The sequence below is a fragment of the Pseudomonas nitroreducens genome, from assembly GCF_024170165.1.
In the GTDB taxonomy this organism is placed as follows: Bacteria; Pseudomonadota; Gammaproteobacteria; order Pseudomonadales; family Pseudomonadaceae; genus Pseudomonas; species Pseudomonas nitroreducens_C.
The window spans coordinates 187,345-211,234 of sequence record NZ_JALJXP010000005.1 but is presented as its reverse complement, the minus strand read 5'-3'; the positions used below and the strand labels follow the sequence as shown (position 1 = coordinate 211,234).

At 65.4% G+C, this 23,890-nt stretch carries 22 protein-coding genes; 10 read left to right on the top strand and 12 right to left on the bottom strand.

Annotated features, from left to right (window positions below; translation table 11 throughout):
* Positions 1-4 precede the first annotated feature (4 nt).
* Positions 5-910, bottom strand: coding sequence for a LysR substrate-binding domain-containing protein (locus J2T47_RS12275; protein ID WP_253446713.1), 906 nt, complete (start codon positions 908-910; stop codon positions 5-7).
* Positions 911-1,041: 131 nt separating this feature from the next.
* Between J2T47_RS12275 and J2T47_RS12270 the strand changes: the two genes are divergently transcribed.
* Together J2T47_RS12270 and J2T47_RS12265 are read left to right on the top strand one after the other, a co-directional pair.
* Positions 1,042-1,650, top strand: coding sequence for an FMN-dependent NADH-azoreductase (locus tag J2T47_RS12270; protein ID WP_253446710.1), 609 nt, complete (start codon positions 1,042-1,044; stop codon positions 1,648-1,650).
* A 196-nt stretch (positions 1,651-1,846) separates the two neighbouring features.
* Positions 1,847-2,860: an alpha/beta hydrolase family protein gene (locus J2T47_RS12265; RefSeq protein WP_253446707.1), complete on the top strand. Its 1,014-nt coding sequence runs from the start codon at positions 1,847-1,849 to the stop codon at positions 2,858-2,860.
* Positions 2,861-2,987: 127 nt separating this feature from the next.
* On the opposite strand, the gene J2T47_RS12260 is transcribed toward J2T47_RS12265, so the two are convergent.
* Complete coding sequence (locus tag J2T47_RS12260) at positions 2,988-4,577, bottom strand: ABC-F family ATPase (RefSeq protein ID WP_253447316.1); 1,590 nt, start codon at positions 4,575-4,577, stop codon at positions 2,988-2,990.
* A 237-nt stretch (positions 4,578-4,814) separates the two neighbouring features.
* On the opposite strand from J2T47_RS12260, the gene J2T47_RS12255 reads away from it, so the two are divergent.
* Positions 4,815-5,765 carry a phospholipase D family protein gene (locus J2T47_RS12255; protein ID WP_253446704.1) on the top strand — a complete coding sequence of 317 codons (951 nt, stop codon included), beginning with the start codon at positions 4,815-4,817 and terminating at the stop codon, positions 5,763-5,765.
* Positions 5,766-5,919: 154 nt separating this feature from the next.
* A complete protein-coding gene (locus J2T47_RS12250) occupies positions 5,920-6,201 on the top strand; it encodes a hypothetical protein (protein ID WP_253446701.1) in 282 nt (93 codons plus the stop codon).
* 87 nt (positions 6,202-6,288) lie between these two features.
* On the opposite strand, the gene J2T47_RS12245 is transcribed toward J2T47_RS12250, so the two are convergent.
* The 5 genes from J2T47_RS12245 to J2T47_RS12225 all read right to left on the bottom strand — a co-directional run bounded on the left by J2T47_RS12245 (position 6,289) and on the right by J2T47_RS12225 (position 10,401).
* Entirely contained in the window at positions 6,289-7,581 is a 1,293-nt protein-coding gene (locus J2T47_RS12245) for an OprD family porin (protein ID WP_253446698.1), read from the bottom strand.
* 281 nt (positions 7,582-7,862) lie between these two features.
* The gene (locus J2T47_RS12240; protein ID WP_253446695.1) at positions 7,863-9,044 is read right to left on the bottom strand and encodes an MFS transporter; all 1,182 of its coding nucleotides are present in this window, start codon (positions 9,042-9,044) and stop codon (positions 7,863-7,865) included.
* A 127-nt stretch (positions 9,045-9,171) separates the two neighbouring features.
* Entirely contained in the window at positions 9,172-9,729 is a 558-nt protein-coding gene (locus J2T47_RS12235; RefSeq protein WP_253446692.1) for a putative glycolipid-binding domain-containing protein, read from the bottom strand.
* The gene (locus J2T47_RS12230) at positions 9,726-10,088 is read right to left on the bottom strand and encodes an MmcQ/YjbR family DNA-binding protein (RefSeq protein WP_253446689.1); all 363 of its coding nucleotides are present in this window, start codon (positions 10,086-10,088) and stop codon (positions 9,726-9,728) included. Before J2T47_RS12230 ends, J2T47_RS12235 begins: the two co-directional genes overlap by 4 nt.
* Positions 10,089-10,122: 34 nt before the next feature.
* Positions 10,123-10,401, bottom strand: coding sequence for a peptidylprolyl isomerase (locus J2T47_RS12225; RefSeq protein WP_253446686.1), 279 nt, complete (start codon positions 10,399-10,401; stop codon positions 10,123-10,125).
* Between the two features lie 185 nt (positions 10,402-10,586).
* Here J2T47_RS12225 and J2T47_RS12220 point away from each other — a divergent pair, with 185 nt between their 5' ends.
* A complete protein-coding gene (locus J2T47_RS12220) occupies positions 10,587-11,816 on the top strand; it encodes a PilT/PilU family type 4a pilus ATPase (RefSeq protein WP_253446683.1) in 1,230 nt (409 codons plus the stop codon).
* A gap of 196 nt (positions 11,817-12,012) precedes the next feature.
* Here the strand turns inward: J2T47_RS12220 and J2T47_RS12215 are convergent, their stop codons facing one another.
* Complete coding sequence (locus J2T47_RS12215; protein ID WP_253446680.1) at positions 12,013-13,263, bottom strand: OprD family porin; 1,251 nt, start codon at positions 13,261-13,263, stop codon at positions 12,013-12,015.
* A gap of 516 nt (positions 13,264-13,779) precedes the next feature.
* On the opposite strand from J2T47_RS12215, the gene J2T47_RS12210 reads away from it, so the two are divergent.
* Positions 13,780-14,664 carry a DMT family transporter gene (locus J2T47_RS12210; RefSeq protein ID WP_253446677.1) on the top strand — a complete coding sequence of 295 codons (885 nt, stop codon included), beginning with the start codon at positions 13,780-13,782 and terminating at the stop codon, positions 14,662-14,664.
* Positions 14,665-14,682: 18 nt separating this feature from the next.
* Here the strand turns inward: J2T47_RS12210 and J2T47_RS12205 are convergent, their stop codons facing one another.
* A complete protein-coding gene (locus J2T47_RS12205; protein WP_253446674.1) occupies positions 14,683-15,501 on the bottom strand; it encodes a helix-turn-helix domain-containing protein in 819 nt (272 codons plus the stop codon).
* A 167-nt stretch (positions 15,502-15,668) separates the two neighbouring features.
* On the opposite strand from J2T47_RS12205, the gene J2T47_RS12200 reads away from it, so the two are divergent.
* Positions 15,669-17,111 (top strand): alanine/glycine:cation symporter family protein, encoded by a 1,443-nt coding sequence (locus J2T47_RS12200; RefSeq protein ID WP_253446671.1) that lies wholly within the window; start codon positions 15,669-15,671, stop codon positions 17,109-17,111.
* Positions 17,112-17,197: 86 nt separating this feature from the next.
* Positions 17,198-18,187 carry an asparaginase gene (locus J2T47_RS12195; RefSeq protein ID WP_253446658.1) on the top strand — a complete coding sequence of 330 codons (990 nt, stop codon included), beginning with the start codon at positions 17,198-17,200 and terminating at the stop codon, positions 18,185-18,187.
* Positions 18,188-18,223: 36 nt separating this feature from the next.
* Here the strand turns inward: J2T47_RS12195 and J2T47_RS12190 are convergent, their stop codons facing one another.
* Positions 18,224-18,850 carry a response regulator transcription factor gene (locus tag J2T47_RS12190; protein WP_253446654.1) on the bottom strand — a complete coding sequence of 209 codons (627 nt, stop codon included), beginning with the start codon at positions 18,848-18,850 and terminating at the stop codon, positions 18,224-18,226.
* 281 nt (positions 18,851-19,131) lie between these two features.
* On the opposite strand from J2T47_RS12190, the gene hpaC reads away from it, so the two are divergent.
* Both hpaC and catA read left to right on the top strand, forming a co-directional pair.
* Positions 19,132-19,653 (top strand): 4-hydroxyphenylacetate 3-monooxygenase, reductase component, encoded by a 522-nt coding sequence (gene hpaC, locus J2T47_RS12185; protein ID WP_081519852.1) that lies wholly within the window; start codon positions 19,132-19,134, stop codon positions 19,651-19,653.
* Positions 19,654-19,686: 33 nt separating this feature from the next.
* Entirely contained in the window at positions 19,687-20,619 is a 933-nt protein-coding gene (gene catA / locus J2T47_RS12180; protein WP_253446651.1) for a catechol 1,2-dioxygenase, read from the top strand.
* 243 nt (positions 20,620-20,862) lie between these two features.
* Here catA and fhuB read toward each other — a convergent pair whose 3' ends face one another.
* Positions 20,863-22,872, bottom strand: coding sequence for a Fe(3+)-hydroxamate ABC transporter permease FhuB (fhuB, locus tag J2T47_RS12175; protein ID WP_253446648.1), 2,010 nt, complete (start codon positions 22,870-22,872; stop codon positions 20,863-20,865).
* Positions 22,865-23,770, bottom strand: coding sequence for an ABC transporter substrate-binding protein (locus J2T47_RS12170; protein ID WP_253446644.1), 906 nt, complete (start codon positions 23,768-23,770; stop codon positions 22,865-22,867). The genes fhuB and J2T47_RS12170 overlap by 8 nt, the downstream gene beginning before the upstream one ends.
* Between the last annotated feature and the right edge of the window lie 120 nt (positions 23,771-23,890).

Here is a 23,890-nt window from a genome sequence, read left to right as displayed (position 1 = left end):
GCCGTCAGACCGGCCAGTCGTCCTTCGAAAATCCCTCCTGCAGATAATCGAGCAGTGCTCGCACCGCCGGCAGAATGCCGCGGCGGTGCGGGTACACCGCCTGCAGGTAGGCCTCCGGCTCGCTCCAGGCCGGCAGCACGCGTACCAGGCGGCCATCCTCCAGTTCCTCGGTGCAGTAGTGCAGCGGCAGCAGCGTCACGCCCAGTCCTGCCAGTGCCACGTTCTTGCGCAGGTTGAAGTCTTCCACCGCCAGGCGCGCCTCCAGTGCCACTTCCTTCACCTCGCCCTGCGGGCCGGTCAGCTTCATGTGCACGCGGCGATCGTTGTCGATGGCGCCAAGAACGGGCAGGGCGGCCAGGTCCTCCGGCGCGCGCAGTTTGACGCCCCTGAGCAGTGACGGTGCGGCCACCAGCGCCGTCTTCGCCAGGCGCAGGCGCCGCGAGATCAGCGACAGGTCCTCATCTCCCGGAGCCCGAACGCGTAGCGCGACGTCGATGCTTTCGTTGAGCAGGTCGACGCGGCGATTGGTCAGCATCAGCTCCAGATTCACCTGCGGATAGGCTGCGAGAAAACCGGGCAGCATCTCGTTCAGCGAGGTTTCCGCCAGCGCCACGGGGCACGACAGGCGCACTCGTCCACGCGGCTCAGCACTCAATTGCGCGGCAACTTCGTCCGCCATTTCGGCTTCCACGAGCATCGCCTGGCAGTGCCGGTAATAGCGTTCGCCCAGGTCGGTGAGCGCCAGTTTGCGGGTTGTACGTTGCAGCAGGCGCACATCCAGCCGCGCTTCCAGTTCCGCTACACGCCGCGACAGGCGCGACTTCGGCAGGCCCAGCAGGCGCCCGGCGGCGGCGAAGCCGCCGGCTTCCACCACCTTGGCGAAATAGAAGAGGTCATTGAGGTCCTGCATGGGATTGTCCTGCTGGTGAGACGAATCATTGCATTTTTGCCGACTTATCGAGGATTGGCTACATGTGTAGTCTTGCCTTCAACGACGAATTCCTCCGCCAACTCACTTGGCAACCTTCCTGGAGAACACACATGAAACTGCTGCACATCGACTCGAGCATCCTCGGCGACAACTCCGCTTCCCGCCAACTGAGCGCCGAGCTGGTCGCCGCCTGGGCCGCCGCCGAGCCGGGCGTCGAAGTCACCTACCGTGACCTGGCTGCCGACGCCATCAGCCACCTGTCCTCCGCCAGCCTGGTGGCCGCCGGCACCCCGGCCGAGCTGCGTGACGCTGCGCAGAAACACGAAGCTGCGCTGGGTGAAAAGAGCATCGAGGAATTCCTCGGCGCCGATGCCATCGTCATCGGCGCGCCGATGTACAACTTCTCGATCCCCAGCCAGCTGAAGGCCTGGATCGACCGCATCGCCGTCGCCGGCAAGACTTTCCGCTACACCGAGAACGGCCCGGAAGGCCTGGCGGGCGGCAAGAAGGTGATCATCGTCTCCACCGCGGGTGGCATCCACGCCGGTCAACCGACGGGCATCGCCCACGAGAACTACCTGGAACTGGTGCTGAACTTCCTCGGCATCACCGACATCGAGGTCGTTCGCGCTGAAGGCCTGGCCTACGGTGACGAACCGCGCCGCAACGCCATTGCCGGCGCTCAGGCGAGCATTGCCAGCCAGTTCGCCGCTGCCTGACCGCTTCCCCGAGAAAAAGCCCCGCCCAGGCGGGGCTTTTTTGTGCCCGGGCGATACCGCCTGTCTGCGGGCACGGAGCGAGTCCCGCTGGCGCGTACTATGCAGAAGTTCCCTCCAGGCGGTGCCCGACGGTCTCTGCATTACCCAGCATGCCCCGTGGCGCCTGATCCGGAGACAAATCGGAGCGAACTGCACCATGGCGAGGCGCCTGTTCTGGTTCCTGCTGCTCGTTACTTTCAGTACCGCGAGTTGGGCGGCACAAGGCTGGAATGTGGGTTTTCACCGCCTGCAGGTGAGCGACCCGCTGGACCAGCAGCCGATGAAGGCCATCGCCTTCTACCCCACGCGCGCGCCGGAACAACCCCTGCACCTGGGCAACTTCATCCTCGACGTCGCCTACGAAGGGCAGACCGCCAACGGTCGCTTCCCGCTGCTGGTGATGTCCCACGGCAACTACGGCACACCGCTGGCCCACCGCGACCTGATCGAGGCGCTGGTGCGCAAGGGCTTCGTGGTGGTGACCTTGCTGCACCCCGGCGACAACCTGCATGACCACAGCCGCCTGGGCGCCAAGAGCAACCTCTACGGGCGGCCGCTGCAGGTGTCGGAAACCATCAGTGCCGCGCTGCTCGATCCCAAGGTCGCGGCCATCGCCGATCCGCGCAAGGTCGGCGTGATCGGTTATTCCGCCGGCGGTGAAACGGCGCTGATCCTGGCCGGTGCCCAGCCGCGACTGGAGCGACTGATCAAGTATTGCCAGGAACGCCCGGAAGACGCCGACGCCTGCAGTGAGAAGGGCGAGGTACGCGCCGATCGCAACGACCTGGTGCCCATGGCCGATCCGCGCATTGGCGCCTTGCTGCTGCTGGCGCCGCTGAGCCTGATGTATGGGGTCCACGAGCTGGAAGACGTGCAGGTGCCGGTGCTGCTTTACACCGGCAACGACGACCAGATCCTCGACTGGAAGAAGAATGCCGGCGCGCTGGCTCGCAAGCTGCCACAGCAGGCGGACCTGCGGGTGCTGGATGGGGCAGGGCACTTCGTCTTCATGTCGCCCTGCTCGGAGGAGGAGGTGGAGGCCACCCCGGACCTGTGCACCGACACCCAGGGCGTGGACCGCAAGGCCATCCACCGTGACCTGGCGGCCTCGGCGGCGGAGTTCTTCGACATCAGCCTGGGCAGCGCGACGCTGCAGACGTCAGGGCGCTGATCACGCGCCATGCGCCCCCTGCAGGAGCGGGCCATGCCCGCGAGCCGCGGACAATGTCCGCGCCCGAGAAACATCCAAGAAAAAGCCCCGCACTTGGCGGGGCTTTCTCATCGCAGCGAGGCGTTGATCAGACGATCACGCCCTGGCTGCGCAGATAATCATCGTAGGTGCCGCTGAAGTCGGTCACGCCGTTTTCCGACAGCTCGATGATGCGGGTGGCCAGGGAGGACACGAACTCGCGGTCATGGCTGACGAAGATCAGGGTGCCCGGGTAGTTTTCCAGCGCCAGGTTGAGCGACTCGATGGACTCCATGTCCAGGTGGTTGGTCGGCTCGTCCATCACCAGCACGTTGGGGCGTTTGAGGATCAGCTTGCCGAACAGCATGCGGCCCTGTTCGCCACCGGAGATCACCTTCACCGACTTCTTGATGTCGTCGTTGGAGAACAACATGCGGCCGAGGGTGCCGCGCACCAGCTGCTCGCCGCCCTGGGTCCACTGGGCCATCCAGTCGAACAGGTTGTAGTCGTCCTCAAAATCCTCGGCGTGGTCCTGGGCGAAGTAGCCCACGTCCGCGCTGTCGGTCCACTTCACTTCACCGCCGGTGGGCGCCATCTCGCCGACCAGGGTGCGCAGCAGGGTGGTCTTGCCGATGCCGTTGGGGCCGATGATCGCGATGCGCTCGCCAGCTTCCACCTGCATGCTCAGGTTCTTGAACAGCGAGCCGCCGTCGAAGCCCTGGCTGACCTTTTCCAGGGTCACCGCCTGGCGGTGCAGCTTCTTGTGCTGCTCGAAGCGGATGAACGGGCTGACGCGGCTGGACGGCTTGACCTCTTCCAGCTGGATCTTGTCGATCTGGCGCGCGCGGCTGGTGGCCTGCTTGGCCTTGGAGGCGTTGGCCGAGAAGCGGCTGACGAAGGTCTGCAGCTCGGCGATCTGGGCTTTCTTCTTGGCGTTGTCCGAGAGCAGGCGCTCGCGGGCCTGCTCGGCCGCGGTCATGTACTCGTCGTAGTTGCCCGGGAACAGGCGCAGCTCGCCATAGTCCAGGTCCGCCATGTGGGTGCAGACGCTGTTCAGGAAGTGACGGTCGTGGGAAATGATGATCATGGTGCTGTTACGCGCCGTGATGACGTTTTCCAGCCAGCGGATGGTGTTGATGTCCAGGTGGTTGGTCGGTTCGTCGAGCAGCAGCAGGTCCGGATCGGAGAACAGCGCCTGCGCCAGCAGCACGCGCAGTTTCCAGCCCGGAGCGACGGCGCTCATCGGGCCGAAGTGCTGGTCCAGCGGAATACCCAGGCCCAGCAGCAGCTCGCCGGCGCGGGATTCGGCGGTGTAGCCGTCGAACTCGGCGAACTGGACTTCCAGCTCGGCCACGGCCATGCCGTCTTCTTCGCTCATTTCCGGCAGGGAGTAGATGCGATCGCGCTCGGCCTTGACCTTCCACAGTTCCTCGTGGCCCATGATCACGGTATCGATCACGCTGAAGTCTTCATAGGCGAACTGGTCCTGGCGCAGCTTGCCCAGGCGCACGCCGTTCTCCAGCATCACCTGGCCGCCGGAAGGCTCAAGCTCACCGCCGAGGATCTTCATGAAGGTGGACTTGCCGCAACCGTTGGCGCCGATCAGGCCATAGCGGTTGCCGTTGCCGAACTTGACGGAAACGTTTTCGAACAGCGGCTTGGCGCCAAACTGCATGGTGATGTTCGCGGTGGAAATCAACTGGGTAACCCTTGGCTGGAACATGATGCGCGCCGGGCGCGAGCGGCGCGGGCGGGCAGGGAAGGCGGGCGCTCGGAGGCGGCCTGACAAAGCCGCCTATTATGCCACAGCCGGGGCTGATCTTGCATGCCTTGCCGCTACAGCGCCCAGCCTGCGGGCATAAGGTGCGAGCTGACAGTTGAAACCCGCCAGTGTCCTGCATCAGAATTCGGTGTTCAGAATTCTGGTGGGGGCTGTATGAAAATCCTAAACGCTCAAAACTCGCTCAGGCACTACCTGGAGCAGGTCAGCGGCAAGCTGATCACTGTGGTCTCGGCCTCCGCCAGTGAAACCGAGTCACTGATCGAAACCCTGGTGGAGAAGGGCAACCGCCTCGATCTGCTGGTGGGCACCATCAACTCCTTCAGTTCGCCGGACTTCATCGATTTCTGCGTCCGCGATGCCGGTGGCAACGTCACCCTGCACGTCGACTTCCGGGCGCAGAACAGCGTGCACTGGAAGCTGATCCTGATCGAGCCGGACGTGGTCGTGCTGGGCAGCGCCAACTTCACCGAGGTCGGCCTGAGCCTAACCCGCGACACCTGCACCGTGATCCAGAGCGCGGCGCTGTATGCTGAATACCTGGCGCGCGTCGCCGAAATCAAAGGTATGGAGGGCGTGGTGCTGGGCGAGGATGCGCCGGCCTTCGACGAGCAGCTGGAGGAATACCGCCAGAGCCACCGCCGTGTGCAGGCAAGCCTGGCGCGCAGTGCGCAGTACCTGGACGGCGAGAGCTGGCTGGGCGACGAGACCAACCAGAGCATCCCGCTGTTCATCTGGTACAGCGATCACTCCGATGATTCCGAGGAGAAGGCCGAGGCCTTCCTGCACGCCAGCAGCGATGGTGTGGACTGGGACGACGTGCGCGAGTTCTTCACCTACGAGTGCGCCGAAGGCGTGCTGCCCTACGAAGAGGGCGACATGGTGCTGACGGCCCGCTGCAACGGCACGCACATCGGCTTCTACACCTTCGACCGCATCCTCTATCGCGACGGCACCTACTACATCTACTCCTACCGCAAGAAGCGCTACACCCAGCCGTTCAAGCTGGAGGACGCCAAGGAGCGCCTGAAGGACGTGATCCCGGAGTGGTACGAGGAAATGCGCACTTCGCTCAACCGTCACGACATCAATAGCGTGGTGCGCTGAGCAGCCATTCATCGGCGCACAGCCTGCGACCCGACGGTCGCGCGCTGTGCGACTTGGCATTCTGCACGATGATGGCTAGCATCCTGCCAATATCTCGACGTCGCATTCCGCAGTAGCGTGAGGCCGTCAGAAACTTGTCAGGAGGCAATGGATCATGCCGCAACTTCCCCCCGATGAAGTCCCCGTCCGCCGCCGCATGCGCTGGCATTGGCGGCTGTTGACGCTGAAGATCTACGTCCTCTCGGTGTTCCTGCTGGCCTGTATGCTCGGCGGCAGCGCGATGCTGTTCCTCAATGTACTCAACGACATGCTCGAGCCGGCTCAGCGCCTTGGCTCCTTCGTTGCCGGCGCGCTGATCCTGCTGCTGAGCTTCCACATACTGCGCATGGCATTGCCGCCGATGCCCTGGCTGCCCAGGCGCCGCTCTCTGGAGTAAGCCGTCTGGAACAGAACCGCGCTGGAATGAAAAACGCCCCGTGGCATCGCTGCCACGGGGCGTTTTCTTTCGAGCCCGATCAGGTCATCAGAAGATGTTGACCGGGTACTCGACAAACACACGGACTTCGTTGCCGTCGGTGTTGTACTGCCAGGCATCGTTCGATACGCGAACCCAGGAACCGCGCAGCTTGACCGACAGGTCCTTGGCCGGGCCATCCTGAACAACGTACTTCAGCTGGTTGAAGATCTCGCGCTCGGTGCCGTCGCTGGTGGTGTCGGTCTTGATGTTGTCGCCGTAGACGTAGGCCACGCTGTAGCTCAGCCCCGGCACACCGTATTCGGTGAAGTCCAGGCTGTAGCTGCCCTGCCAGGAGCGCTCGTCCTCGCCGTTGAAGTCCGACCAGTAGGAGTTGGCCAGCCAGATGGTGGTGCCGCCGTCACCCAGGCCGCCTTCGTTCTGGTACCAGCCGTAGTTGTAGCCGGAGTCGCCGTTGCTGCGCTGGTGCGCGACCATGAAGGTGTGGGCGCCGATGTTGTAGGCGGCCGACAGGCTCCAGATGGTGTTCTTGGTGCCGTCGATGCCGTTGTCGGCAGCGAAGTCGTCGTTCACGCGGGTGCGGTAGCCGTTGAAGTCCAGGGTCAGGGACTGCTTGTCGGCCACCGGGATGACGTAGTTCAGGTTCATGTACTGCTTGCGAGCGACGTCTTCGCTCTCGTAGCCGTACAGCGAGCCGCTGAAGTTGTCGGTGAACTTGTAGCTGCCGCCGAACACGTCGATGCGTTTCAGGCCGCCGCTGTCACGCCCTTCGGCGCTCTTGCGGGTTTCCGAAGTGAAACGGCCGACGTTCAGCTCCAGGCCTTCGATCTCCTTGGAGGTGATCAGGGTGCCGGTGAAGCTTTCCGGCAGCAGGCGGGAGTTGTCGTAGCTCAGCACCGGCAGGGCCGGCATCTGGTCGCCGTACTTGATCACGGTGTTGGAGAAGCGTGCCTTCACTACGCCACCGGCGCGAGCCAGGTCGCTGGCGGCTTCGCCGCTGTCACCCTGCTTGAAGAAATCGATGCCCGGGGCGCCGCTCTTGCCCTTGCCGCCGTCCAGACGCACAGCGTACATGCCGAAGGCATCGACGCCGAAGCCGACGGTACCCTGGGTGAAGCCGGAGGTGAAGGTGGCGGTGGCGGCCTGGCCCCACTCGGCCTTGTCATGGGCCTGGCCATTGGGAGTGGCGTGCCACTTGTCGCGGTTCATGTAGGCGTTGCGGAAGAACAGGTCCAGGTGGCTGTCTTCGACGAAGCCCTTGGCGGTGGACTGGTCTTCGGCCATGGCGGTGGTCGAGGCGAGGATCCCCAGTGCGAGCAGACTGATCCGGTGGTTCAGCATTTTGATTCCTTAATGGTGCAGCGCCGACGAACAGAAAGAAAAAAGCTCCCCGCCCCGAAGTGCGTGATCGGGGTAGGTGGAGGTCTGCGTCGGCTTGTTCTTTTGGTTGTATTCGGGGCGTGGTCGCCCCGGCGCGGCCGGATGATAGCAGAGGTTCGAACTTTTTCGTCCAGCCCCTGTCATGCGTCCGTCATGTTTACTTGATCAACGGTTTTGGCCGCCGGATCGCGGCGGCTCGCGGGGGATGGGCGAAGTCGCGTCGGATTGCCGCGCCCGCGGCGTCAGCGCGAGAACGAGCGCTGGAACAGCCAGAGGCTGAGGATCAGCCCGCTGAATGCTGCGAGTGCGGCGCAGAGGAAGATCGAGCCGAAGCCAAAGCCGTTGGCGACGGCGCCCATCAGCGGCCCGGTAACGCCCAGGGACACATCGATGAACAGCGAATAGGCGCCCAGCGCGGCGCCTCGGCTGGAGGCGGGCACCAGGCCTACCGCTTCCACGCCCAGTGCGGGGAATACGAGGGAGAACCCGAAGCCCGTCAGCGCCGCGCCGGCCAGGGCGATCCAGGGCGTCGGTGCGCTCCACAGCAGGAGCAGGCCGAGGCTTTCCACCGACAGACAGGCGATGGCGACGCGGAAGCCGCCGTGGCGGTTGATGGCATTGGCGAACAGCAGGCGCGCGCCGATGAAGCAGCCGCCGAAGGCGGTCAGGCAGTAGACCGCGTCCTTCCAGCCAAGGCTGGCGTAATACAGCGTGATGAAGGTGGCGATGGTGCCAAAGCCGATGCCGCCCAGCGCCAGACCCATGCCGTGGGGGAGTACCCGGCCGAGCACGTGGTGGAAGGGCATGCGTTCGCCATGCACCAAAGCGGCCGCACGCTTGGGCCAGGCCAGGGCGAAACCCAGTGCGGCCAGCAGGACGACACTGCCGCCCAGGCTGGCCAGCCCGAGCTGGCCGACCATCAGCACGCCGAGCGGTGCGCCGATGGCGAGGGCGCCATAGCTGGCGATGCCGTTCCAGGAGATGACTTTTGCGGTGTTCGCGGCGCCAACGCGGTCAATGCCCCAGGCGATCGAGGCGCTGCCGACCAGACTTTCCGAGGTACCCAGCACCAGACGCGCGACCATCAATAGGCCGAGGCTGAGCAATGGCAGACCCTGCATCGCCCAGGAGCCGAGCATCAGCGCGCCGCTGCACGCACAGCCGAGCATGCCGTAGAGCACGGCGCGCTTGGGCCCGAGGGTGTCGATGACCTTGCCGGCGTACGGTCGGGTGAGAAGGGTGGCGAGGTACTGGATGCTGATGACCAGACCGGCCATTACCGAGCCGAAACCCAGGTCGCTGTGCACGTAGCCGGGCAGCACGGCCAGCGGGATGCCGATGGTCAGGTAGGCGATGAAGGTGAAAAGCACGACGGACACCACCTGCAGGGTGGTGGACGAAGATGGGCGGGAATCGGCGGACATGTGCAGTGGTTCGGTACGGCGAGTGGTCCTACATGATGGACCGCGTCTGGCATGTAGGAAAGCTAGCTAACGAACTACCTTTGTCGGACCCCGGCCTGCAGGAGCGCGCGATACCCGCTCCTGCAGATCAGACCCGGCGGAACAGGGTGGGGTAATCGATCACCAGCCCTTCGTCATCCACTGTCAGCCGTGCCTGGAAGTCCGTGCCTTCCAGGTTCTCATAGAGATAGTGATGCGCATCGAGCCGCGTGTAGCCCTGGCGCATCCGCACCGGCTTGAGCCTGGGCGCCTCCAGATAGACCACCGCCAGTTCCCGGCGCTCACCGTCTGCCAGGTGCAGGCGGCGGATGGGGAAGGTGTTGGTAAAGGGTGATGGCCAGATGTCGATGTCCAGGCAGCCCTCCAGTTCCTTCAGTGAGTCACCCTCGGCGTTCCGCCAGTGGCCCTCGCCGTCGGTCAGCAGGTGCAACTGATGTGTACCGTGGGCCCTTTCCACGCTGAAACGCGCTTCGCGCAGGCGCCAGTGGTCATCCCAGTCCAGCTGGTAGTCGAGCTGATAGGACGGCCCGCCTGCTTCATCGATGGCGCGCAGCTGGCTCTCGGCGCGGTGCTCGCCCAGTTGCAGCGACTCCCAGCTGGCCGTCGGTGCGTGCCAGATGCCCTCCCAGGTCAGCGTACGCATCATGGTGCCTCCAGCACGAGGCCCAGGCGCTGGCGCTTGGGCAGGCGGGCGACCACCAGTTGGTGCGAGCGGGTCAGCGCTTCGCGCAGTTCGGCATCGCCCATGGGGTAGGGACGTTGCATGGCAATCCAGAAGGCCCGCGCCAGATACGGCGCCGGGCGGATGCCGGGGCGGTCGACGTAGCCCAGGAACAGCTCCGGGCCGACCTTGAAGGCCAGGCCGCCATTACCGCTGTCGAGAAAGTCGAGGATCGCGAACATCTTGTTGCCGGCCACCGAGAACACCCGATTGCTGCCCCACTTGATGTCTTCGCGGGCGCCGGGCAGCTCCAGGCAGAAGCGGGCGATCTGTTGTGGCGTCATGGGCGTGCGTTCCTTCGTTGACTCGCGCATTCAGTCAGTCACGGAAATATACCTCGACCAGATGGTAGCCGAACTGGCTTTTGACCGGCCCGTGAACCACCCCGACCGGCTTCTTGAAGATCACCTGGTCGATGCTGCGGACCATCTGGCCGCGGCGCACCTCGCCCAGGTCGCCGCCGCGCTTGCCGGAGGCGCAGGTGGAGTGCTTGCGCGCCAGGGCGGCGAAATCCTCGCCCTTGGCCAGGCGCTGCTTGATCTGCTCGGCTTCGGCAGCGGTCTTGACCAGGATGTGGCGGGCCATGGCGACGGGCATTGGTTGTGTCCTTGAATGAAAGCGTCTGGGCGGCATTGTACGGCAGCAGTGACACAGGTCGCATTTCGCGATGGGTTGCATTGTCTGGCGCAGGAGCGCTCCATAGAGTCAATAAGCAAATTCTTATCTATAGGACGCTGCTTACAGACAGCGTCCGCCGCCACCTTGCGTACGGATGCAGTTCAATGGATATCCAAGCGATGCTCAAGATCCTGGCCACCCAGGATGGTTCGGATCTTTACCTGTCCACCGGCGCTCCGCCTTGCGCCAAGTTCAACGGTGTCCTCAAGCCCCTGACCAACGAACCGATGAAGGCCGGCGACGTCGCCCGCATCGGCTACGGGCTGATGGACGAGGAGCAGCGCGCGGAGTTCGACCGTGAGCTGGAGATGAACCTGGCGATTTCCGTACCCGGCGTCGGCCGCTTCCGTATCAACCTGTTCAAGCAGCGCAACGAAGTGTCCATCGTGGCGCGGAACATCAAGCTGGATATCCCGCTGTTCGCCGACCTGAACCTGCCCGAAGTGCTGCTCAAGGTGGTGATGGAGAAGCGTGGCCTGGTGCTCTTCGTCGGCGGTACCGGCTCGGGCAAGTCCACCTCCCTGGCAGCGCTGATCGACCACCGCAACCGCAACAGCGGCGGCCACATCATCACCATCGAAGACCCCATCGAGTATGTGCACCGGCACCGCAAGTCGATCATCAACCAGCGTGAGGTGGGCGTGGACACCCGCAGCTTCCACGCCGCGCTGAAGAACACCCTGCGCCAGGCGCCGGATGTGATCCTGATCGGCGAGATCCGTGACCGCGAGACCATGGAGCACGCGCTGGCCTTTGCTGACACCGGCCACCTGGCGATCTCCACGCTGCACGCGAACAACGCCAACCAGGCGCTGGACCGCATCATCAACTTCTTCCCCGAAGAGCGCCGGCCGCAGTTGCTCAATGACCTGGGCAACAACCTCAAGGCCTTCGTCTCCCAGCGCCTGGTGCGTACCCAGGACGGCAAACGCCGCGCGGCGGTGGAGGTGCTGCTGGGCACGGCGACCATCAGCGACATCATCAAGCGCGGCGACTTCAGCTCGATCAAGGAGATCATGGACAAGTCCCGCGCCCTGGGCATGCAGACCTTCGACCAGGCGCTGTTCGACCTCGCGGTGGAAGGGGCGATCACCGAGGAAGAGGCGGTGAAGAACGCCGACTCGGCGAACAACCTGCGCCTGAAGCTCAAGCTCTACAAGGACAACCCCGGTAGCGTCGGCAGTGCGGCCACGCCCGCGGCGTCCAAGCCAGCCGCGCCGGCTCCGGTTGCACCTCCCGTGGCCGCCCAGCCGGTGGAGGCCTCCAGCTGGGGGTTGGAACTGGCGCTGGAAGAGATCGAGGCGGAAGACGCCGAGAAGCCGGGCGGCCAATAATCGCAGCTGAATGAAAAAGCCCCGGCATGCCGGGGCTTTTTCATGGGTGCTCCTACAAAGCTGGCAATTCCTGGCGTAGGAGCGGACTCCGTCCGCGATCGTTTCGTCGCCGCTCCGACTGGCCCGGGAGTTGGGGGAAGTCATCGCGGACGGAGTCCGCTCCTACGGTTGCCGGGAGTATCGGCGGTGGCGCGGTTCACAGCAGCGACAACGGATAACTGATGATCAGCCGGTTCTCGTCGAAGCTGTTGGTGCCGCCCCAGTCGCGGCGCAGGGTGGAGTTGCGCCATTTGACGTTCAGCGTCCTGAAGGTGCCGCTCTGCACGGTGTACCCCAGTTCGCTCTCGCGACCCCACTCACGACCATCGTCGGTGCTGCTGTTGTGCACGTTGCGGCCCTGGATGTAGCGGTTCATCAGGGTCAGGCCGGGCATGCCGAAGGCGGCGAAGTCGTAGTCGTGGCGCAGCTGCCAGGAATGTTCCTTCGCGCTCTCGTAGCTGGCGTTGTAGCTGTCATTGGCCAGGGTGCCGCCGCTGGTGCCGTTGACGCGGAACCACTCGTCCTCGCCCATGACCTTCTGCAGGCCGAGGTAGAAGGTGCTTGCGCCGTACTTCGCCGAGAACAATCCGGAGAAAGTGCGGTTGTCGAGGTCGCCAGCGCGGGCGCTGCCGTCCTCCTTGCCCCAGAAGTAGCCGATATTCGCACCGAGTACCCAGTCGCCCAGTGGCTGGCTGTGCTGCAGTTGCAGGTACTGTTGCTGGTAGATGTCCTTCAGTTGCGCACTCCACAGGCCGACCAGGGTGCGGTCGCCGTTGAAGCGGTATTCGCCACCGGCGAAGTTGAAGCGATCCGAGGTGAAGGCCGGGCGGTTGAACAGCGACAGGTCTTCCATGCTCGCATCGTTGCGCGGGCTGTTCTGGCGGAACTGGCCGCCGTAGAGGGTCAGGCCGGCGATTTCCTTCGAGGTGACCTGCGCGCCCTGGAAGGTCTGCGGTAGCGAGCGGCCGTCGTCCGAGCGGAGGATCGGCAGCACCACCATCCATTCGCCGGCCTTGAGTTCGGTCTTCGATACCTTGGCCTTGCCGGCGACCGCCAGGCGCCCGAAATCGTCGGCGGGGCGGCCATCGTCGTGGGTCGGCAGCAGCTGGGTGCCGGCCGTGCCCTTTCCGCCGTCGAGCTTCAGGCTGTACAGGCCGAGCACGTCCAGGCCTAGCCCGACGGTGCCCTGGGTGTAGCCGGAGCGGGCATCGAGGATGAAGCTCTGGGTCCATTCCTCTGCCTTGTTCTGCCGGGCTTCGCCGACGTAGTTGCGGTTGATGTAGAAATTGCGCAGTAGCAGGCTGGCCTTGGCGTCTTCGAGGAAGCCGCCTTCGTCGGCATGGGCCAGGACGGGCAGGGCGGGCAGCAGGCAGGCGCCTGCAGCCAGGCGAGACAGGTGACGGAGCATGGGTGTTCCCTCGGCATTCTTGTCGTTGTTCGGGGCGAGCGGGGGCCTCCGCACGGCTCTGGCGGGAGCAGCGGATGACGGGCGGAAGCGATCAGATGGCGTGGGTCAGGCGATCAGCCAGGTGCAACAGAAATGCGGGGAACAGCGGCGGCGGTGATGCACGCGCGCAGGCGTGCCAGGGAGAGCGTGAGCATGTGAACGGACCTTTCTTATAGTTGTTGGCGCCGCATCGGGGCGGCGGCTGGGCCCATAGTGGTGCTCCCCGAAGACTCGCCGCAATTCGCCCAGGGCGTAACTGTTCGCTGTTCGAACATGAATTAACCAAATGGAACATTTGTGTAGGGCGATTCCGCGTAGCATGGCTCGCACAACGCCGTGCGGGACTCGTAGCGCCCGGCCTTCCAGCGGACCCGCAAGGTCCGCGCGCAGGCGGGGGATGGATTGTTTCCCCGGCACAGCTTGCTAGGCTGTCGAGTCGCTTGCGCCAACCTTTCTGCCCAGTGATTCCATGAGTCGATGAGTACCCGCCAATCGCCGTTGTCCGGCGTCCACCAGCCCTTCAAGGGCATCCTGCTCATCGTCCTGGCGACCTTCCTGTTCTCCAGCCATGACGCCCTGTCCAAGTACCTGGCGAGCATCTATCCGATCGTCATGGTGGTGTGGGCGCGCTATGTGGTGCACACGCTGCTGATGGCGGGCATCTTCCTGCCGCGTGCCGGCCTTGCGGTGCTGCGCACCCGCCACCCGTTCCTGCAGACGGCGCGCGCGCTGTGCCTGCTGGGTACCAGCTTCCTGTTCACCACGGGTCTGCAGTACATCCCGCTGGCCGAGGCGACCTCGGTGAACTTCCTCGCACCGCTGCTGGTGACGGCGCTGTCGGTGCCGCTGCTGGGCGAGCGGGTGACCTTCGGGCAATGGGCGGCGGTGCTGGTCGGCTTCAGCGGTGTGCTGATCATCGTCCATCCCGGTGGCGACCTGTTCACCCCGGCGGTGCTGCTGCCGTTCGGCTCGGCGCTGTGCTTCAGCTTCTACCAGTTGCTGACGCGCAAGCTCAGCCAGGTGGACAGCCCGACCACCAGCAACTTCTTTGCCGGGCTGTGCAATACCCTGATCGTCAGTGCGCTGGTGCCGTTCTTCTGGCAATGGCCGGGGCTGGTGCATGGCCTGATGATGCTGGCCCTGGGCACTTGCGGGATGACCGCGCACCTGTTCCTGACCCAGGCCTTCAGGCATGCCGCGCCCGCGTTGCTGGCACCCTTCAGTTATTGCCAGATCGTCTTCGCCGGGCTGCTGGGCTTCGTGATCTTCGGCCATACGCCGGAGCCGTCGGCGCTGCTGGGAATCGCGGTGATCTGCGGCAGCGGGCTGGCGGCGGCCTGGCTGCAGAGCCGCAAAAGGTAGATTCCTACCCGGTCAGGATCATTCGATTTCGAACAGGCCGTGGCGGATCGGCCCGGCCTGCAGGCGCAGGCGTACGTCATCGTCGATACGCGGGTCGTCCGGCTGGTACAGCTTCACCTGGCGATAGGCGCTGATGCGGTTGATCTCCGGCCCCAGGTACTCCCAGACCACGCGGGTGCACGCCGGGGTGCGCCGATCGCCGCTGGAGACGCCGGTCTTCAGGCCGTTCAGGCGGGTGATGCGGCTCTTGAAGCTGGGAATGAGGATGGTCTGGCTCATCTCGTTGACGGTGAGCGACTCGTAGTCCATCAGGAACAGCCGGTCCTGCAGCTGGAAGGCCGCTCCCAGGTAGCGGCAACGTACCCAGTCCTCGGCCTGCACGTCGGTACTGCTGGAGCGTTCCTGGCGTTCCTGGCGTTCGAAGAGGAAGTTGCCGTCCTGTTCGTACAGGTGCACCAGCGACAGCAGGATCGACCCCGGCACCGACATGCAGTTGGAATACTCGAAGTAGTAGCCGCAGTAGCGCGACAGGTTGCCCGCGTGGTCGCGCAGCGGGCGCAGCATCTCCAGCAACGGGTCGTCGCGCTGCACGTTGGCCGGCGATGTGCCCCGGGCGCCGATCAGGCGGGCGAACTGCTCCGGCGGCAATTGCAGCTCGTAGTCCTCGACGCCGAAGAAATCTCCAATCTTCTTGAGGTTGAATGGAGTGGGTTGGCTCTGCCCGCCGAGGTACTTGTTGAACTGCGCGCGATTGATCGAAAGCTTGCGGCAAACCTCCGAGATAGAGCGGTAGTGCGCACAAAGCAGCTTGAGGTTGGGGCCGAGGTTTTCGGACATTGGTACCAGGTCCAGGTGATGCGACTGGCGCAATTATAGCGTCAGGTAGCATCAATTCGTAGCAAGCCGCGAAATTGTTTCGGGAGGCTTCGGGCGCAACCATGCGCCCCAGTGAACGGACCAGCCCCAGGTCCGTGCTCCCACAATAACAATCGAGGCCCCAGCACATGCTCGACGCGATCAACGATTTCCTCTCCGGGAAAGTCCTCATCGTCCTCATCGTAGGACTCGGTGCGTACTTCACCATCCGCTCCCGTTTCGTCCAGTTCCGTCACTTCGGCCACATGTTTGGCGTGTTCAAGGAATCGATCCGCGGCCAATCCGGCCAGCTGAGCTCGTTCCAGGCGCTGATGCTGTCACTGGCTGGTCGCGTGGGCGCCGGCAACATCGCCGGTGTCGGCATCGCCGTGACCCTGGGCGGCCCCGGCGCCGTGTTCTGGATGTGGGTCACCGCGCTGGTGGGCATGTCCAGCAGCTTCTTCGAGTGCACCCTGGCCCAGGTCTACAAGCGCAGCGACGGCGACGGCCTGTACCGCGGCGGCCCGGCCTACTACATCCAGCACGGCCTGAAGCTGCGCTGGATGGCCATGACCTTCGCGGTCCTGCTGCTGGTCACCTACGGCTTCGCCTTCAACGGCCTGCAGGCCTTCACCGTGACCCACTCGCTGCAGAACGCCTTCGACATCCCGGTGCTGTACTCGGGCATCGCCCTGGCCGTGCTGCTGGCCGTGGTGTTCTTCGGTGGCATCCAGCGCATCGCTGCGGTCTCCGACCTGCTGGTACCGGTGAAGACCCTGGCCTACATCGCCGTGACCCTGTACGTGATCGTCACCCAGATCGAGCTGGTGCCGGGCATGCTGAGCACCATCGTGAAGAGCGCCTTCGGCCTGGAACCGGCCTTCGCCGGCCTGCTGGGCAGCGCCATCGTGATGGGCGTGAAGCGTGGCGTGTTCGCCAACGAAGCGGGCCTGGGCAGTGCGCCGAACGTGGCCGCCGTTGCCGCCGTGCGCCACCCGGCGTCCCAGGGCGTGGTCCAGGCGTTCAGCGTGTTCCTCGACACCTTCGTCATCTGCACCTGCACCGCGCTGCTGATCCTGCTCTCGGGCTTCTACACCCCCGGCTTCGAAGGCGACGGCATCACCTTGACGCAGAACTCTCTGGCCGCCGTGGTCGGTGACTGGGGCCGCATCTTTGTCAGCGTCGCGCTGTCGCTGTTCGTGTTCACCTGCATCACCTACAACTACTACCTCGGCGAGAACGCCCTGCAGTTCATCGTCGGCCGCAGCCGCTCCGCGCTGATCGCCTTCCGCGTGCTGGTGCTGGGCCTGATCCTCTGGGGCTCGATGCAGAACCTGGGCACCGTGTTCGCCTTCGCCGACATCACCATGACCTGCCTGGCCTTCGTCAACCTGGTGGCCCTGGCGATGCTGATCAAGACCGGCCTGCGGGTGATGCGCGACTACGACGAGCAGCGCGCCGCCGGCATCGAGCGCCCGGTGTTCGACGCCAGCAAGTTCGCCGACCTGGACATCGACCACGATGCCTGGCGCGATGCCCACAAGATCAACTCGACCGCACCGGCCCACGGCAGCCTGCCGGCCCAGGGCTGATCCTCGGACCAAGGTCTGACACGCGAGGCCGGGACTTCTCCCGGCCTCGCGGTTTATCCTGTGAACTTTCCTACAAGAGCACTGGCATGCGTCGAGTGAAGAACCTCTTCGTCCTCTATACCGGCGGCACCATCGGCATGCTGCAGACCGCCGAAGGCCTGGCGCCGGCTGGCGGATTCGAAGCTCGCATGCGCGAACAACTGCAAGTCCACGGCGAGATTCGCCTGGACTGGTCCTTCGCCGAACTGCAACCGCTGCTCGACAGCGCCAACATGACCCAGGCCAACTGGCTGGCCATGCGCGACGCCATCGTCCATGCGGTGGAGCAGGGTGGCCATGACGGCGTGCTGGTACTGCATGGCACCGATACCCTGGCCTACAGCGCCGCTGCACTGTCCTTCCTGCTGCTGGGGCTGGATGTCCCGCTGATCCTGACGGGCTCCATGCAGCCCATGGGCGCGCCGGGCAGCGATGCGCCGGGCAACCTGCTCGGCGCACTGAAGGCGCTGGAAGCCGGTGTGGAGCCGGGCGTCTGGCTGTATTTTAATGGCGAGCTGATGCATGGCGCCCGGGTGACCAAGCTGCGCAGCGATGCTTTCGATGCGTTCGCGGTCCTGCCGCGCGAGCGTCAGGGCGAGCGCGCGCAATCGCTGCCTGCCGAGCTGAGCTACCGCCAGCCGCGCCAAGCGGTGAATCTCGCGGTGCTGCCGCTGTTTCCCGGCCTGCGTGCCGAGCACCTGCGCGCGCTGCTGGGTAGTGGTGTACGGGCGCTGCTGCTGGAGTGCTTCGGTAGCGGCACCGGCCCTTCGGACAATGAAGAGCTGCTGGCCGCGCTGCGCGAAGCCCATGCCCGTGGCGTCGTACTGGCAGCGATCAGCCAGTGCCCGCAGGGCCACGTTGCCTTCGATATCTACGCCGCCGGCAGTCGCCTGCGCGACGCCGGGCTGGTGTCCGGTGGCGGCATGACCCGCGAAGCGGCGCTGGGCAAGCTGTTCAGCCTGCTGGGCTGCGGCTTGCCGGCTGCGGAAGTGGAGCGCCTGTTCGCGCTCGACCTGTGCGGCGAGCGCGTCGACTGATCGACAGGTTGATTTATCGACAAGATTGCGCCCCGCTCAGGGGCGCGACTCTTCCACCGGCACGTTGAGCACCTCGCGCACCAGCATGGCGATGCTGCTGACGCCCATCTTCTCCTTGATCTTGGTGCGGTGCACATCGACCGTCTTGACGCTGATGTTCAGTTCGCGGGCAATGACCTTGCTGGCCTTGCCGTCCACCACCATCATCAGGATTTCCCGCTCCCGCCCGGTGAGCAGGTCGAGCTTGTGCTGCAGGTTCTGCTTCTGCTCCTGGCCCGCGTGCACCTGCACTGCGCTTTTCAGCGCGGCCTGGATGCGATCCAGCATCTGCTGCGGGTTGTAGGGCTTCTCGACGAAATCCAGCGCGCCGTTCTTCATCGCCTTCACCGACATCGGGATATCGCCGTGGGCGGTGACGAAGATGGTCGGCAGGTTGATGCCCCTGTCGTTGAGCATCTCCTGCAGCTGGAAGCCGCTGGTCTCGGGCATGCGCACGTCGAGGACCAGGCAGGCGGGGAGTCTGGGGTCGTATTCGCGCAGGAATTCCTCGGCGCCGCCGTAACAGAGCGATTCGATGCTGACCGATTCGAGCAGCCAGGCGAGGGAGGTGCGCAGGTCCTTGTCGTCGTCGACGATGTAGACCACGGGTTTTCTAGCTTCCATCAGGCGTTGCCACTTTCTTTCTTATCGTTGTGAAGCTGCACGTAGGCCGCGTACGCCGGGCTTTTGCCGCGGTCGTCGGAATGGCATGCCCGGAGCATACCCATAGTCGCCGGTGCTGACGATAAAGAAACCACCTAGATGACTAGCGGCCACCACCGCAAAGCGTGGTGATCGTCTGAATATGGCGCGCCGCCGTGCTGCCCTACGCTGGCCCCCTACAAGAAAGGCCGGGCGTGCCGGCCACTCCAGCACATGCCACTCCGGCAAACAGGAGCGAAGAAATGGCCAACACCCTCAGCCAGACCCAGATCGACTTCCGCAACGCCATGGCGCAGCTGCCGGCGGCGGTGAACATCATCACCACCAACGGCCCGGAAGGTCGCTGCGGCATCACCGCCAGCGCGGTCTGCTCGGTCACCGACTCGCCGCCCACCGTGCTGGTCTGCGTCAACCGCGGCAGCGCCACCCACGACGTGTTCCGCAGCAACGGCCACCTGTGCGTCAACGTGCTGTGCGGCGAGCAGGAAGAGCTGGCCAAGCACTTCGCCGGGATGACCAAGGTGTCCATGGAAGAGCGCTTCACCTGGGACCTCTGGGACGACGGTTACGCCGGCCTGCCGGTGCTGCGTCAGGCACTGGTCAGCCTGGAAGGGCGGATCAGCGACTGCAAGGAAGTCGGCTCGCACACGGTGATGTTCGTCGAGCTGGAAAAGGTCGCGGTGCGCGAGCGCCAGGACAGCCTGGTGTACTTCAACCGCGTCTTCCATCGCGTAGACCGCGAGGCCGTGCGCTGCGCCAGTTGATCCCTGTCTAACAACAAGAACGAGGTAATCACCGTGACCCTGAAGATTTCCCAGACTGCCGACATCCAGAGGTTCTTCGAAGAAGCCAGCGGCGCCCTGAACGATGCGGGCAACCCACGGGTGAAGAACCTTGTCCTGCGCATCCTGCAGGACACCGCCAAACTGATCGAAGACATGAACGTCACCCCCGACGAGTTCTGGAAAGCGGTGGACTACCTCAACCGTCTTGGCTCGCGCCAGGAAGCCGGTCTGGTCGTTGCTGGCCTCGGCGTGGAGCACTACCTTGACCTGCTGCTGGACGCCCAGGACGCCGCCGCCGGCATCGGCGGCGGCACCCCGCGCACTATCGAAGGCCCGCTGTATGTGGCCGGCGCGCCGCTGTCCGAAGGCGAGGCGCGGATGGACGACGGCAAGGACGCGGGTACCGTGATGTTCCTCTCCGGCCGCGTGTTCGACCCGCAGGGCAAGCCGCTGGCCGGCGCCGTGGTCGACCTCTGGCACGCCAACACCCAGGGCACCTACTCCTACTTCGACAGCACCCAGTCCGAGTTCAACCTGCGCCGGCGCATCGTCACCGACGCCGAAGGCCGCTACAAAGCCCGCAGCATCGTGCCCAGCGGTTACGGCTGCCCGCCGGACGGCCCGACCCAGGAACTGCTCGATCAGCTGGGCCGCCATGGCCAGCGTCCGGCGCACATCCATTTCTTCATTTCGGCGCCGGGGCATCGTCACCTGACCACGCAGATCAACCTCGCCGGTGATCAGTACCTGTGGGACGACTTCGCCTACGCCACCCGTGACGGGCTGATCGGCGAGGTGCGTTTCGTCGAGGACGCGGCCGCCGCCCAGGCGCGCGGTGTGGACGGGCGCTTCGCCGAGATCGAGTTCAACTTCCAGCTGCAGCAGGCGGTTTCTGCCGACGCCGAAGACCGCAGCAACCGCCCTCGCGCGCTGCAGGAAGCCTGATTCCCGGCCTGCCGGTAACCCCGACGTAGGATGGGTGGAGCGGAGCGATACCCATGCTGTCGGCGCACGGATTGGTGGGTATCGCTGCGCTCCACGCCATCCTACTCAGAGCACCCTGATGCTCCGCAGCTCGGGCTGTCGCAGGCATGGCCAGCTCCTACAAGGGCGGGATCGGCGCAGACCTGTAGGAGCGAGCCATGCTCGCGATCGCGGACAACGTCCGCGTAACCGCAGGCACCAGGTTCAGCCCCGCCGCTCCCGATGCATCAGCCAGAGGAAGTACGGGCAACCGATGAACGCCGCCAGCAATCCCGCCGACACCGGCCAGGGATAGGCAATGTTCCGCCCCAGCCAGTCCGCCACCACCATGATCAACGCCCCGGCCACCGCGCTGAGCAGCACTTGCGGTGCCGCGCGGCGCACGCCGAGGTGGCGGGCGATGTGCGGGCCGATCAGGCCGACGAAGCTCAGCGGGCCGACGATGATGGTCGCGGTGGCGGTGAGCACCGCGGCCGTCAGCAGAATCATCAGGTGACTCAGGCGCAGCCGCAGCCCCAGCGCAGTCGCCGTGCCATTGCCCAGCGTCAGCAGGTCCAGCGGGCGAGCCAGCAGCAGGCTGACGCCAATCATCAGCGCGCCAATCACCAGCCCGGTGCTCGCCGACAGCACGTCCACCTGGTAGGTCGAGCCGGTCATCCAGCTCATCATTGCGGTCATGCGCGGGTCGCCGCTGGCCAGCAGTAGAGTGCTCAACGAATGCAGGAGGGTCGTCAGGCACACGCCGGTGAGCAGCAGTCGCTCGGCATTGAAGGTCTTGCGCCAGGCGAACCACAGCAGCAGGCCGAGGGTGAGCAGCGCGCCGATGCTGGCCGCTGGGACCATGTAGGCCTGCGGCTGCGGCAGCACCAGGAACAGCACCAGTACGGCAATCGCCGAGCCGGAGGTGGCGCCGAGCACTTCCGGGCTGGCCATGGGGTTACCAGTCAGGCGCTGCACCAGCAGGCCGGCGACGGCAAGCATGGCGCCGGCAGCCAGCGAGCCGAGCACGCGCGGCAGGCGCCACTGCAGGATGGCATCGCTCAGGCCGGCGTCGCCCCAGTGCCAGCCTTTGGCGTCCACCGCGAAGTAGATCGCCGGCAAGGTCAGCAGGGCGAGGAGGATTGCCGCGCCGATGATCAGCCGCCAGGGATGTTCGCGCTGCGGCCTGGCCGGCGCCGGACGCGGGACGATGCCGCCGCTGCGCTGGCGGCTGAGCAGCCACAGCAGCAGCGGCACGCTGAAGATGCCGGTGAGGATGCCGGCGGGAATTTCTCCGGCGAAGCGCGACAGTTCGCGGGCGATCTGGTCGACCACGCAGAGCAGCGCGGCACCCAGCAGTGGCGCCCAGATCAAGCGTTGCTTGAGCGTGCGCGCCCCGCACAACCGGGCAATGGCCGGTGCGGCAAGGCCGACGAAAGCCAGCATGCCCACGGCGCTGGTGACGAACGCACTCAGCGCCACGGCTACGGCCAGGCCAAGTACGCGGGTGCGCAGCAGGTTCACGCCCACCGCGGCGGCACCTTCGTCCTCCAGTCCCAGTGCTGCCAGCGGGCGCACCATCAGCAGCGCGATGACCATGGCCACTGCCAGGCGCGGGGCGAGGTAAAGGGCGCCATCCCAGCCGCTCTGGTTCAGCGAGCCGGCCTGCCAGAGCAGCAGGTCGATCAGGTAGTCGTGGTTGAACAGCACCAGCAGCGCGTTGAGCGACACGCAGTACAGGCTGATGACCATGCCGGCGAGGATGAAGCGCAGCGGCGACAGGGTGCGCCCCCAGGCAAAGGCAAACAGCAGGCAGGCCGCCAGTGCCGCGCCGCTCAGGGTGACGGCTTCCAGGCCGTGCACCAGCAGGGTCGGGGCGAAGATGGTGGCGGCCGACAGGGCCAGGTTGGCGCCGGCAGAGACGCCGAGGGTCACCGGTTCCGCCAGCGGGTTGCGCAGTATCTGCTGGAACAGCGTGCCGGCCAGGGCCAGCGCGGCCCCGGCCATCAGGCTCACCGCCAGACGCGGGAAGAAGCTGAAGTGCAGCAGCACCTGACGCACGTCATCCAGGTCCGGCGCCCACAGCGCCTGCCACCAGAGGTCGCGGGGCAGGGCGCCTTGCAGGCCATGGAACACCAGCAGACCGGCGAGAATCGCCAGCACCAGGGTGCAGGTCGCCGGGCCAAGGCCCAGGCTGCGGCGCGGGGCGGCGAGGCCGAGCGTCGATTCAGACATGGGCAACCTCCGTGGCGCTGTCCAGGTAGGCCGCGATGCGTTCGGCAAGGTCGAGCACCGAGGCGGCGCCGGCATAGGGGTAGAAACGTTGCAGCGTCAGCGTGTGCCCCCGGCGCACGGCGGGCAGGTTGGCCCAGAGGTCGTTGGGTTGCCGCAGGCTCTGCAGGCGCGCCGAGGTGGTGGGGATGTCGACATAGACCAGGTGCGCGTCCGCGCGCTCGGCCAGCCGCTCGATGCTGACCATCGCCAGCCCCACCGGGCCGACCGGGCCTTGCCAGGCGTTCTCGACGCCGAGCCGGTCGAGTACGTCCTGCACCATGCTGTTCCTGCCGTAGACGGCGGCGTGGCGGCCATCCTGGTTGAGCACGGCGACGCACACCGGCGGCAGCTTGCGGTTCGCCAGCCTGGCGCGCAGCTCGGCGAGGCGCTGCTCGCCGGCAGCGATGTAATCGGTGGAGACCTGTTCGACGCCGAGGCGGCGGGCGAGATCGCCCATGAATTCAGTGGTGGCGCGCCAGGCGCCGTCAGCAGCCGGGTAGATGGCCACGCGCTCGGTCGGTGCGATGCCGTTCAGGCGGCGCTGCAGAGTCGGGGTCATGGGGTCGCTGAGGATCAGTTGCGGTTGCAGCTGCTGGATCAGTTCGAGGTTCGGTTCCCAGTACGGCCCGACGTCACGCACGCTCTCGGGCAGCGGCTGGGTGGGCATGCGCACGCGGTAGTAGCGGTCGTCGGAGATCGCCAGGGGCGGCACGCCCAGGGTCAGCAGCGTCTCGGCGGCCACCCAGTTGAGCGCGACGATCCGCGTCAGGCGCTCGCCGGCGAGCACCGGCAGGCCGGAGGCGCAGGCCAGCCCGCCAATGGCAAGGCCCTGCAACAGGTGGCGACGGGTGAGGGACATGCACTACTCCTCGCGGTTGAAGCGGTATGCAACAGGCTTCAGAAACAACCTGCTTCAGAAACAAGAAAGGGCCCCCTGCGAACAGGGAGCCCGGAAACAGCTGGCGGCGCCGGCGCGAGC

Bases quoted from the DNA above. Each gene is read 5' to 3' on its own strand.
- J2T47_RS12270 (WP_253446710.1), top strand. From the start codon at position 1,042: ATGAAACTGCTGCACATCGACTCGAGCATCCTCGGCGACAACTCCGCT.
- J2T47_RS12235 (WP_253446692.1), bottom strand. From the start codon at position 9,729: ATGATGCGTACGCTGACCTGGGAGGGCATCTGGCACGCACCGACGGCC.
- J2T47_RS12200 (WP_253446671.1), top strand. From the start codon at position 15,669: ATGCTCGACGCGATCAACGATTTCCTCTCCGGGAAAGTCCTCATCGTC.
- J2T47_RS12245 (WP_253446698.1), bottom strand. From the start codon at position 7,581: ATGCTGAACCACCGGATCAGTCTGCTCGCACTGGGGATCCTCGCCTCG.
- J2T47_RS12255 (WP_253446704.1), top strand. From the start codon at position 4,815: ATGAAAATCCTAAACGCTCAAAACTCGCTCAGGCACTACCTGGAGCAG.
- J2T47_RS12215 (WP_253446680.1), bottom strand. From the start codon at position 13,263: ATGCTCCGTCACCTGTCTCGCCTGGCTGCAGGCGCCTGCCTGCTGCCC.
- hpaC (WP_081519852.1), top strand. From the start codon at position 19,132: ATGGCCAACACCCTCAGCCAGACCCAGATCGACTTCCGCAACGCCATG.
- fhuB (WP_253446648.1), bottom strand. From the start codon at position 22,872: ATGTCTGAATCGACGCTCGGCCTCGCCGCCCCGCGCCGCAGCCTGGGC.
- J2T47_RS12220 (WP_253446683.1), top strand. From the start codon at position 10,587: ATGGATATCCAAGCGATGCTCAAGATCCTGGCCACCCAGGATGGTTCG.
- J2T47_RS12190 (WP_253446654.1), bottom strand. From the start codon at position 18,850: ATGGAAGCTAGAAAACCCGTGGTCTACATCGTCGACGACGACAAGGAC.
- J2T47_RS12265 (WP_253446707.1), top strand. From the start codon at position 1,847: ATGGCGAGGCGCCTGTTCTGGTTCCTGCTGCTCGTTACTTTCAGTACC.
- J2T47_RS12275 (WP_253446713.1), bottom strand. From the start codon at position 910: ATGCAGGACCTCAATGACCTCTTCTATTTCGCCAAGGTGGTGGAAGCC.
- J2T47_RS12250 (WP_253446701.1), top strand. From the start codon at position 5,920: ATGCCGCAACTTCCCCCCGATGAAGTCCCCGTCCGCCGCCGCATGCGC.
- J2T47_RS12230 (WP_253446689.1), bottom strand. From the start codon at position 10,088: ATGACGCCACAACAGATCGCCCGCTTCTGCCTGGAGCTGCCCGGCGCC.
- J2T47_RS12210 (WP_253446677.1), top strand. From the start codon at position 13,780: ATGAGTACCCGCCAATCGCCGTTGTCCGGCGTCCACCAGCCCTTCAAG.
- J2T47_RS12205 (WP_253446674.1), bottom strand. From the start codon at position 15,501: ATGTCCGAAAACCTCGGCCCCAACCTCAAGCTGCTTTGTGCGCACTAC.
- J2T47_RS12240 (WP_253446695.1), bottom strand. From the start codon at position 9,044: ATGTCCGCCGATTCCCGCCCATCTTCGTCCACCACCCTGCAGGTGGTG.
- J2T47_RS12170 (WP_253446644.1), bottom strand. From the start codon at position 23,770: ATGTCCCTCACCCGTCGCCACCTGTTGCAGGGCCTTGCCATTGGCGGG.
- J2T47_RS12195 (WP_253446658.1), top strand. From the start codon at position 17,198: ATGCGTCGAGTGAAGAACCTCTTCGTCCTCTATACCGGCGGCACCATC.
- J2T47_RS12225 (WP_253446686.1), bottom strand. From the start codon at position 10,401: ATGCCCGTCGCCATGGCCCGCCACATCCTGGTCAAGACCGCTGCCGAA.